At 71.9% G+C, this 9,297-nt stretch carries 9 protein-coding genes; 7 read left to right on the top strand and 2 right to left on the bottom strand.

Annotation, left to right across the window (positions count from 1 at the left end):
* The first annotated feature begins 425 nt into the window (after nucleotides 1-425).
* The 4 genes from GUY60_RS28940 (at nucleotide 426) to GUY60_RS28925 (ending at nucleotide 3,491) form a co-directional block, all read left to right on the top strand.
* Complete coding sequence (locus tag GUY60_RS28940) at nucleotides 426-1,865, top strand: FAD-dependent oxidoreductase (protein WP_188133011.1); 1,440 nt, start codon at nucleotides 426-428, stop codon at nucleotides 1,863-1,865.
* Nucleotides 1,866-2,073: 208 nt separating this feature from the next.
* Nucleotides 2,074-2,469: a cell division protein SepF gene (locus GUY60_RS28935; RefSeq protein WP_161703075.1), complete on the top strand. Its 396-nt coding sequence runs from the start codon at nucleotides 2,074-2,076 to the stop codon at nucleotides 2,467-2,469.
* Between the two features lie 30 nt (nucleotides 2,470-2,499).
* On the top strand, nucleotides 2,500-2,862 hold the full coding sequence (locus GUY60_RS28930; RefSeq protein ID WP_161703073.1) for a nucleotide pyrophosphohydrolase: 363 nt from the start codon (nucleotides 2,500-2,502) through the stop codon (nucleotides 2,860-2,862).
* A gap of 122 nt (nucleotides 2,863-2,984) precedes the next feature.
* On the top strand, nucleotides 2,985-3,491 hold the full coding sequence (locus GUY60_RS28925) for a DUF6099 family protein (RefSeq protein ID WP_161703071.1): 507 nt from the start codon (nucleotides 2,985-2,987) through the stop codon (nucleotides 3,489-3,491).
* A 42-nt stretch (nucleotides 3,492-3,533) separates the two neighbouring features.
* Here GUY60_RS28925 and uriT read toward each other — a convergent pair whose 3' ends face one another.
* Together uriT and uriH are read right to left on the bottom strand one after the other, a co-directional pair.
* Nucleotides 3,534-4,982, bottom strand: coding sequence for a uridine transporter UriT (gene uriT, locus GUY60_RS28920; RefSeq protein WP_161703069.1), 1,449 nt, complete (start codon nucleotides 4,980-4,982; stop codon nucleotides 3,534-3,536).
* Nucleotides 4,979-5,926 (bottom strand): uridine-preferring nucleoside hydrolase UriH, encoded by a 948-nt coding sequence (uriH, locus tag GUY60_RS28915; protein WP_161703067.1) that lies wholly within the window; start codon nucleotides 5,924-5,926, stop codon nucleotides 4,979-4,981. Before uriH ends, uriT begins: the two co-directional genes overlap by 4 nt.
* 250 nt (nucleotides 5,927-6,176) lie before the next feature.
* On the opposite strand from uriH, the gene GUY60_RS28910 reads away from it, so the two are divergent.
* The 3 genes from GUY60_RS28910 to GUY60_RS28900 all read left to right on the top strand — a co-directional run bounded on the left by GUY60_RS28910 (nucleotide 6,177) and on the right by GUY60_RS28900 (nucleotide 9,260).
* Complete coding sequence (locus GUY60_RS28910) at nucleotides 6,177-7,265, top strand: LacI family DNA-binding transcriptional regulator (protein WP_161703065.1); 1,089 nt, start codon at nucleotides 6,177-6,179, stop codon at nucleotides 7,263-7,265.
* Nucleotides 7,262-8,161 carry a ribokinase gene (gene rbsK / locus GUY60_RS28905; protein ID WP_161703063.1) on the top strand — a complete coding sequence of 300 codons (900 nt, stop codon included), beginning with the start codon at nucleotides 7,262-7,264 and terminating at the stop codon, nucleotides 8,159-8,161. The genes GUY60_RS28910 and rbsK overlap by 4 nt, the downstream gene beginning before the upstream one ends.
* Before the next feature lie 175 nt (nucleotides 8,162-8,336).
* Complete coding sequence (locus GUY60_RS28900) at nucleotides 8,337-9,260, top strand: LLM class F420-dependent oxidoreductase (RefSeq protein ID WP_161703061.1); 924 nt, start codon at nucleotides 8,337-8,339, stop codon at nucleotides 9,258-9,260.
* The last annotated feature ends 37 nt before the right edge of the window (nucleotides 9,261-9,297 follow it).

The raw sequence follows: 9,297 nt of genomic DNA, 5'->3' as shown, positions 1-9,297 counted from the left end.
CGGTGGGGCCGGCTCGGCCCGATTAGGGTGAGGTAAGGCTAACCTAACTTCGGGGGTGGAGGGGTGTCTATACCGGGCTGTGCGGCGGGCTTGGAAGGGGCGAGCTCCCGGATCCGGCCCCTCCGTCAACTGCGCTTCTGGCGGCGCTACCTGCGTGAGCTGTCGGGGTCTCGGTCGGGCTCACGCCTGAGCGAATGCCGGCGAGCAGGGTGCGCAGGTCGTCTGCGTGCAGGCCGTTCAGGGAGTCCACCCGCGGTGTCGTCTGGTGTACGGCTACGCCGAGGCCTGCGATCACCGCGGGGCGCCGTGAGACCGCTGGCCCCGGGAGCAGGTGTGCCCGACTCGCCCTGGAATACTGACAGTTGACCACGGGCCGATGACTCACCCGGCCCGAGCAGAGCGAAGGGGTGTGAGCATCGGTGTCCTTGCCGGTGGCGGAGACGGACGACGTGGCTGGGCGATGTGGCGGGCGGCATGCCGTCGTCGTCGGGGGAAGTCTGGCGGGGCTGCTCGCGGCGCGGGTGCTCGCCGAGTACGCCGACCGCGTGACTGTGGTGGAACGGGACCGCTTCCCCGTCGAGGCCGGGCCGCGCTCCGGGACGCCGCAGAGCAGGCATACGCACGTGCTGCTCGACGGCGGCCAGCGCGCCCTTGACGAGCTGCTTCCGGGATTCATGGACGAGCTGCGGGCCGCGGGATCGCCGCGCGTCGGCCTGCCCGCGGACATGGTGCAGTGGCAGAGCGGGCGTTGGTTCCGGCGGACGGAGGCGACGACGCATCTGTACACCGGTACGCGCCCACAGCTCGAACACCTCGTACGGCAAAGGGTGTTGGCGCACCCCGCGATCCATGCTGTCGAGGCGACCGATGTCGTAGGCCTCAGCGGGGACGCCGGGCGGGTGCGGGGCGTGTTGCTGCGGGAGCGCGGTGACGGGGCGCGTGCGGCACACGCGGTGCCGCGGCCGCTCGCCGCCGACCTGGTCGTGGACGCCTCCGGGCGCGGGACCAGGGCCCCGCAGTGGCTGGCCGCGCTCGGCGCCGACGCGCCGTACGAGGAGACCATCGACACCGGCCTCGCCTACGCCTCACGCGTCTACCGCGACCCGAGCGGCCGGATCGGCGGCCAGGAGCTCGGCTACAACGTCATCCCCAACCCCGCCCAGACCTACGGCGCCGTCGTCGTCCCCCAGGAGGACGGCACCTGCATCGTCACCCTCTCCGGGCTTCGCGGGGATGAACCACCCACGAACGACGAGGAGTTCGTGGCGTACGCCAAGCGGTTGCCGCATCCGTTCGTGCACGACTGGCTGCGCGCGGCCGAGCCGCTCTCGTCGGTGTTCGGGTTCCGGCGGACCGCGAACATCCGGCGCCGCTACGACCTGCCGGGGCGCCGCCCCGCCGGGTTCCTCGCGACCGGCGACGCCCTGTGCACCTTCAACCCGATCTACGGCCAGGGCATGTCCGTCGCCGCGCAGAACGCCGTGGCCCTGCGCGACGTGCTCGCCGACCCCCGCCGTACGCCGACCACCCGCCGTACACAGCGGGCGATCCTCGCCTCGGCGGGCCTGGCCTGGGACATCTCGGCAGGCTCCGACAAGCGGATGCCGACCGCGACCGGCAACGCCGTCGCCGCCCGCGCGGTGGACCGCCCGGTCAGCTGGTATCTGAGCCGTGTACAGGAGCGGTACGCCTCCGATCCCGTCGTCGGCCGGGCCTTCCGGTCCGTGCTGACGCTCAGCGCACCCGTCACGACGCTCTTTGCGCCGGACATCGCCCGGCGCGTTCTGCTCGGGCCCGTACTGCCTTCGCCCGCGCGGCCGCCGATGGAGCGGGAGGGTGCCGGCGCTACCGGCTGCGCAACCTGATGTCCCAGTTCGGCGGCCAACTCGAGGAGCCCACGCGGCGGTTCGTGATCAAGGCGGCCCTGCGGGCGGCGCACCTCCAGGACGAGCGGGACCGATAGGTCTTCTTCCGGCCGCGTACGCCCCCGTGTCGCAGTTGGGCCGAACGGGTGAGTTGGCGTAAGAATTGGCCGGAACAGTCTTTGAGTGCGAGCCCGGACGGGGTGGGGCAGTGAACAGCTACGGGCACGACGCCACTGATGAACAGTGGGAGGGGCTCGCCCAGGTCGTGCCCTTGCGCAGCGGCGACGAATGGCCGTCCTGGCCGGGGCACCGGGCGGTGCCCGAGCCCGACGCCGGGAACCGGCGGCAGTTCGTGGTGCACCGGGTCAACATCTTCGCGGACGCCCGCGAGGTCGCCGAGACCCTGATGGCGCAGGTCCCGGTCCTGCTCGACCTGTCCGGCGCGGAGACCGAAGTCGCCAAGCGCGTCCTGGACTTCAGCAGCGGCGTCGTCATGGGCCTCGGCAGCGGCATGCACCGAGTCGACCGGAACGTCTTCCTCCTCACTCCGCCCGGTACGGAGGTGCAGGGGATGGTGGAGGAGGGGGCGACGGCTCCGCGCTAGACCGTCGTACCCAGGTGGTAGACCTGTGGTGTGACTGATCTGGACCTCAAGGAATTGCAGCGTCGGCTGGCCGAGTTCGCCGCCGCGCGTGACTGGCAGCAGTACCACACGCCGAAGAACCTGGCGTCGGCCCTCAGTGTGGAGGCGGCCGAACTGGTCGAGATCTTCCAGTGGTTGACGCCCGAGCAGTCGGCGAAGGTGATGGACGACCCGAAGTTCGCGCACCGGGTCACCGACGAGGTCGCCGATGTGCTCGCGTATCTGCTGCAGTTCTGCGAGGTCCTGGGCATCGACGCGGCCGCGGCGCTCGCGGCGAAGATCGAGCGCAACGAGCAGCGTTTTCCGGTGGGTTCGGCGGAGCCGAAGATCCCTCGCCGTCACTCTACGGAGTGAGCGAGTTATCCACATTCGAAATTCTGTCCACAGAATTCCGGAATCCCCTGGTCTTTTGGTCGGACTACCTTCACTCTGGGTAGTGGACTCGAAAGAGTGCGACTGGCGGACGGGGACGGCACATGGACGCGTTGCGACTCATCATGGCGACGAGGGGCGCCCTGGCGCGCGCCCGCGACCCGGCGAGCATCATGGCGGAGGCCTGGCAGGCGCAGGCGCTCGCCCAGGCGATGGGCAGCCGCCTCGCGGTGGGCGGGCCCCTTGAACTGCGGGGCGAGGCCCTGTCCTTGACCGAGGTCAGCGGCCGTGGCTGCGGTGTGCTCACCGCGTCGGCCCCCGGCATCGAGGCGATACGCGCGGCCCAGCTGACCGAAGTCGGCGACGCGAGCGCGTCGTTGGCGGGCCTCGGCGGGCTGCTCGGCGAGGTCGGTATCGCCCTGGTCGGCGTCTCCTGCTCGGCGGAGGCGGCGGCGCAGACGTACTACTGGAACTGCGTGGAGGCCATCGATGCCGCGGACGAGTCGCGCGACCGGGTCCTGGAGATGCTGCGCAGGCTGGCCCTCAGGGAGGCCAGGCGCGAGGGGGAGCAAGGGCTTCCGGCCCCCGACTCCACGGCCGGACCGCCCTGAGGGCGGCCCGGCCGACAGGCCCGTCCAAGCGGGCCCGATGCCTCAACTCTCCTCGGCCTCCACGGGCTTGGGGATCAGGAACGACGTCAGGAACGCGGCCCCGAGCAGCACGACACCGGCGATCATGCCCGCCGTGTAGCCCGCCGCCGACGTTCCGTCCGTGGGCTTCGCAGCGGTCTGCACCGCGTACAGGACGGCGAAGCTGAGACCGGCGCCCAGGTTGAAGGCGCCCGCGTTCAGGCCCGGCAGGAAGCCCGGGTTCTCCCGCGGGGACAGCACGATGCCGAGCCCGTTGAGCACGATGTTGCCGATGCCCGCGTAGGTGACACCGATGAGGACGGCCGTCACCAGGAGCAGCGCGCGGGAGTCGCCCCGCAGCGTGACGATCATCAGGGCGACCATCGCGGCGGAGCCGATCAGGCCCAGGCGCAGGATCCGTCCGTAGCCGAAGGTCGCGGCGAGCCGTCCCGCGATCGGGCCCATGGCAAGACCGGCGAGGGCGTACGGCGTCAGGGTCCACCAGGCCGAGGCCTCGGCGCTCATCCCGAAACCGGCCTGGGCGTCCTGCGCGAAGGCCGGGATCAGCCCGTTCATCACGGCGAACACACCGGTCATGGTGAGCACGGTGGTAAGCAGTAGCGCCCAGGTGGAGCGGCGGCGCAGATGCCGGGTGGCGACGAGGGGATGGCTGCTGCGGTTCTCCGTACGCCAGAACAGGGCGAAGGCGAGCCCGCACACGACGAACAGGCCGACCACGAGCGACCAGTTGGCGGCGCCGAGCTTCCCGGCTTCGTTGAGGGCGATCAGGGCCGCGCCGACGGACACGACAAGGAGCGTCACGCCGGGCCAGTCCATCCGGGTCTTCGCGCCGGCGGCGACGGACTCGGGGGTGAGCGTGGCGACCAGGACCGCGGCGAGTGCGGCCACGGCGGCCATCACCCAGAACACCGACTGGAAGCCGTAGCGGTCGGCGAGCGCGCCGCCCGCGATGGAGTCGACGCCCGCGATACCGCCGTTGACCGCCGTGATGACGCCGAGCAGCGTGCCGTACTTCTTGGGGTCGTGGACCTCGCCGCGCAGCATGATCAGGCAGAGCGGCACGGTGGGGCCCGAGATGCCCTGGACGACCCGGCCGACGAACAGCGTCGGCACGTTCTGCGCGAGCGCCGCGACCACACAGCCGACGACCATCAGGACCATCATCGAGACGAGCACCCGGCGGCGGCCCACGAGGTCGCCGAGCCGGGGCAGGAACAGTGAGAACAGCGCGGCCGAGGTGAAGAACGCCGTCTGCGTCAGGCCGACTTCGGCCGAGGTGGCGCCGAGCGAGTCCTCGATGTTCTTCAGGGCGGGGCTGAGCATGCTCGCGTTCAGCTGGAACGCGAAACACGCCGCGAGCAGCGCCACGACCAGGACCCAGACCCGGGTCGGACGTCCGCCCGTGGCGCCGGTGTCCGTGGCGGGCGCGGACGTGTCGAAGGAGGCGCTCATGCGGACACGTCCCCGATGCGTTCGAGGGCGTCCACGACGAGGTCCCAGAAGCGCTGGTGGTCCAGGTCGACGGCGACCTGGGTGTGGCAGTCGGCGGGCGCGGGGGACCGGAAGTCGGTGACGGTCATGCCGAGCGTGAGGGTGCCGGTCAGCTCGATGTCGACGGGCGCCTTCCTGACGGTCATCACCTCGGGGTCGATGACGTACGCGACGGCGCAGGGGTCGTGCACCGGCGGGTGGGCGAAGCCCTGCGCCTCCAGGTACATCGAGCCGAAGAAGTCCAGGAGTTCACCCACGAAGACGGCGGGCTTCGTGCCGACCTTCGCGATGCGCTCGCGCACCTCGGGGGTCGCGAGGGCCTGGTGGGTCAGGTCGAGTCCGACCATGGTGACCGGCCAGCTCTCGTTGAAGACGATGTGCGCCGCCTCCGGGTCGATCTTGATGTTGAACTCGGCGACGGGGCTCCAGTTCCCCTCGTGGTAGCCGCCGCCCATCAGGACGACCTCGCGCACCCGCTCGGCGATGCGCGGCTCCTTGCGTACGGCGAGGGCGATGTTGGTGAGCCCGGCCGTCGGTACGAGGGTGATCTCGCCCGGCTCGTGCGCCATCACGGTGTCGATGATCAGGTCGACCGCGTGCCGCTGGTCGAGGTCGAGGGTCGGCTCCGGCATCACGGGCCCGTCGATGCCGGACTCGCCGTGGATGTCGGGCGCGGTCTCCACGGCCCGTACGAGCGGCCGGGGGCAGCCGGCGGCGAAGGGGACGCCGGTGATGTTCGCGATGCGGGCCACCGAGAGGGCGTTGCGGGTGACCTTCTCCAAGGTCTGATTGCCGACGACGGTGGTGACGGCGACGAGCTCGACCTCGGGATTGCCGTGGGCGAGCAGCATGGCGATCGCGTCGTCATGCCCGGGGTCGCAGTCGAGAATGATCTTTCGGGGCATCGCGGAACCTCTTTGTCCGGCTGAACGTGCCGCTGCGGGGCGGCGTTCGGAAAACGTTATCCAGAGAGGATGAGCAGGCGCCCGAATTATGTCAATGGGGGTCCAGGGTGACCTGTCGCGCCGACCGACGAACAGGTACGTCACCGGTGTACGGAAGACGGTGGTCGGTGGGGGCGGGTGCTGATAACGTTTTCCGAAATTCTGCCGGAGTGGGGGTCGAGATGTGCGGACGAACAGGTGGGAGCCCGGCGTGACCGACGTAACGCTGCGCGATGTGGCACGGGCCTCGGGCTGTTCCGTCGCCACGGTCTCGCGGGTCCTTGCCGGTACGCGCCCGGTGGGCGCCGAGACCGCCGCGCGTGTCCGCGCCGCCGCCGAGCGGCTCGGCTACCGCCCCAACCACGCCGCCCGCGCGCTCCGCAGCCGCGCCACCGGCACGGTCGGCCTGGTCCTGCCGCAGATCACCAACCCCTTCTACCCGACCCTCGTACGTGCGCTCACCCACGCCCTGCACGCCGACGGCCTTGCCGTGCTCCTCGCGGACTGCGACGACGACCCCGACGCCGAGGCCGAGCACATCGCCGACCTGCTGAGCCGCCGGGTCGACGCGCTCCTGGTCATCCCGGCCGACGAGCGGCGCAGCCGCGACGCGGTGGCGGCGGCCGCGGCCCGGGTGCCGCTGGTCCTGATGGACCGCGGCTGCGGCCCCGGCGTCACCGACTCCGTCGCGGTCGACAACGCCGCGGGCATGACCCTCGTCCTCAACCACCTCGCGGCGACCGGCCGCCGCCGCGTCTGCTTCCTCGGCGCCCGCGGCACGGCCTCGGCCGCGGCCGAACGGCGCCAGGCCTACGAGGCGGGGGCGGGCGCCCTCGACCCCGAGGCCCCGCGCCGGGTGCTGCTCGGCGACTTCTCCGTGGAGTGGGGCCGCGCCGCCGTCGATCAGGTGTGGGACCAGCGGCCCGACGCCCTGGTGTGCGCCAACGACCTGATCGCCGTCGGCGCGCTCCAGCGCCTCCACCAGCTGGGCGTGGACGTGCCGGGCGAGGTCGCCGTCACCGGCTTTGACGACATCCCGATGGCGGCCCTGTCCGAGCCGGGCATCACCACGGTGCGCCAGCCCGTCGCGGCGCTCGCGGCGGAGGCGGCCCGGCTGCTGCGCCGCACCCCGGCCGCCGACGGCACCCACCCCCAGCACGCGATACGGCTCGCGCCCGGCCTGGTCGTACGCGAATCCAGCGCGCGGCAGGGAACGCGGGGCACGCCGGGTACCCCGGACGGAACAGACATGAACAACAGGAACGCAGTCGTGCGGAACGACGTGGAGGAAGCGCAGTGATCGCCGTCGTCGGAAGTCTCAACCTGGACCTGGTCGCCCCGGTCCCGCACCACCCCGTACCCGGGGAGACCGTCCTCGGCGGTGACATCGCGCAGCACCCGGGCGGCAAGGGCGCCAACCAGGCCGTGGCCGCCGCCCGGCTCGGCGGCGAGGTCGCCTTCGTGGGGCGGGTGGGTGACGACGACGCGGCCGACCTCCTTGTGGACGCGGCCCGTGAGCAGGGCGTGGACACCACCCACATCCTGCGCACCCCGCGGGTGCCGACCGGCCGCGCCCTGATCGCCGTGAACCCGGCGGGCGAGAACTCCATCATCGTGAGCCCCGGCGCCAACTCCCGCCTGACGGCGGCCGATTGCGAGGCGGCCGCGGACCGGCTCGCCGCCGCCAAGGTCACCGTGCTGCAGCAGGAGGTGCCGGACGCGGCCAACCACGCCGCGGCGCGCCTGGCGGGCGGGCTCGTCCTCTACAACCCGGCACCGGCCGTCGAGGGCGCCGTACCACCGCCGCGGGTCGACCTGCTCGTACCCAACCGCACCGAACTGGCCGCGCTCACCGGCACACCGGAGGCGGAGACGGTCGACGACATCACCGCCGCGGCCCGCAAGCTGACCGGCGCGGGCGCGGTCGTCGTGACCCTCGGCGGCGACGGCGTACTGCTCCTCGAAGGTACGGCGCGCCTGCACATCCCCGCGTTCGCCGTCACCCCGACCGACACCACCGGCGCGGGCGACTCCTTCTGCGGCGCCCTCGCGGTGGCGCTCGCCGAGGGCCGTACGTTGGAGCAGGCGGCGCGCTGGGCGTGTGCGGCGGCGGCGATCAGCACGACGCGTACGGGCGCGCAGCCCTCGTCGCCGGGGCGCGACGAGGTGGAGGCGTTCCTGGCGGCTCGGAGCTGAACGCGGTCCGGAGCTGAACGGCGGTCCGGAGTTGAACGGCGGGCCGGAGCTGAGCGACGGGCGGAGCTGAACGGCCGTTCGTGGCGGGGCTGCTGGGAATTTCACCCGACCGAGAGGGCAGGGGCGGGGCGGGCCCGTGGTGGGTGGCGCGGCGCCATGTGTGCAGGATGGGGCCATGGATCTTCGCATCTTCACCGAGCCCCAGCAGGGGGCCACCTATGACACGTTGCTCACCGTCGCCAAGGCCACCGAGGACCTGGGCTTCGACGCCTTCTTCCGCTCCGACCACTATCTGCGGATGGGGTCGAGCGACGGACTGCCGGGCCCCACCGACGCGTGGATCACCCTGGCGGGTCTCGCCCGCGAGACGAGCCGGATCAGGCTCGGCACGTTGATGACGGCCGGTACGTTCCGGCTGCCCGGAGTGCTCGCCATCCAGGTCGCGCAGGTCGACCAGATGTCCGGCGGCCGCGTCGAACTCGGCCTGGGCGCGGGCTGGTTCGAGGGTGAGCACACCGCGTACGGCATCCCGTTCCCCAAGGAGAAGTTCGCCCGGCTCGAGGAGCAGCTGGCGATCGTGACGGGCCTGTGGGGCACGGAGGTGGGCGGCACGTTCAGCTTCGACGGCACGCACTACCAGCTGACCGACTCGCCCGCGCTGCCGAAGCCCGCGCAGGCCAAGGTGCCGGTGCTCATCGGCGGGCACGGAGCGAGCCGCACGCCGCGGCTCGCCGCCCGGTACGCCGACGAGTTCAACATCCCGTTCGCCTCCCTCGAGGACAGCGAGCGGCAGTTCGGCCGGGTCCGCGCGGCCGCCGAGCAGGCCGGGCGCAAGCCCGGTGACCTGGTGTACTCCAACGCCCTTGTCGCCTGCGTCGGCAAGGACGACGCGGAGGTCGCCCGGCGCGCGCGGGCCATCGGCCGGGACGTGGCTGAACTCAAGGCGAACGGCCTCGCCGGATCGCCCGACGAGGTCGTCGAGAAGATCGGCCGGTACGCGGAGATCGGCGCGCAGCGCGTCTACCTCCAGATGCTCGACCTGGACGACCTCGACCACCTCGAACTGATCTCGTCCCAGGTGCAGTCGCAGCTCTCCTGAACCGAAGCCGCCGCCCCTCCCCGGGCGCCCCTCGGCC

Origin of the sequence: Streptomyces boluensis, assembly GCF_009908195.1 — a bacterium.
GTDB classification, from domain to species: Bacteria; Actinomycetota; Actinomycetes; order Streptomycetales; family Streptomycetaceae; genus Streptomyces; species Streptomyces boluensis.
Note: the sequence above shows the minus strand (reverse complement) of the source record. Positions and strands in the feature narration are given on the sequence as shown.

Bases quoted from the DNA above. Each gene is read 5' to 3' on its own strand.
- GUY60_RS28925 (WP_161703071.1), top strand. From the start codon at position 2,985: ATGGACGCGTTGCGACTCATCATGGCGACGAGGGGCGCCCTGGCGCGC.
- uriT (WP_161703069.1), bottom strand. From the start codon at position 4,982: ATGAGCGCCTCCTTCGACACGTCCGCGCCCGCCACGGACACCGGCGCC.
- uriH (WP_161703067.1), bottom strand. From the start codon at position 5,926: ATGCCCCGAAAGATCATTCTCGACTGCGACCCCGGGCATGACGACGCG.
- GUY60_RS28900 (WP_161703061.1), top strand. From the start codon at position 8,337: ATGGATCTTCGCATCTTCACCGAGCCCCAGCAGGGGGCCACCTATGAC.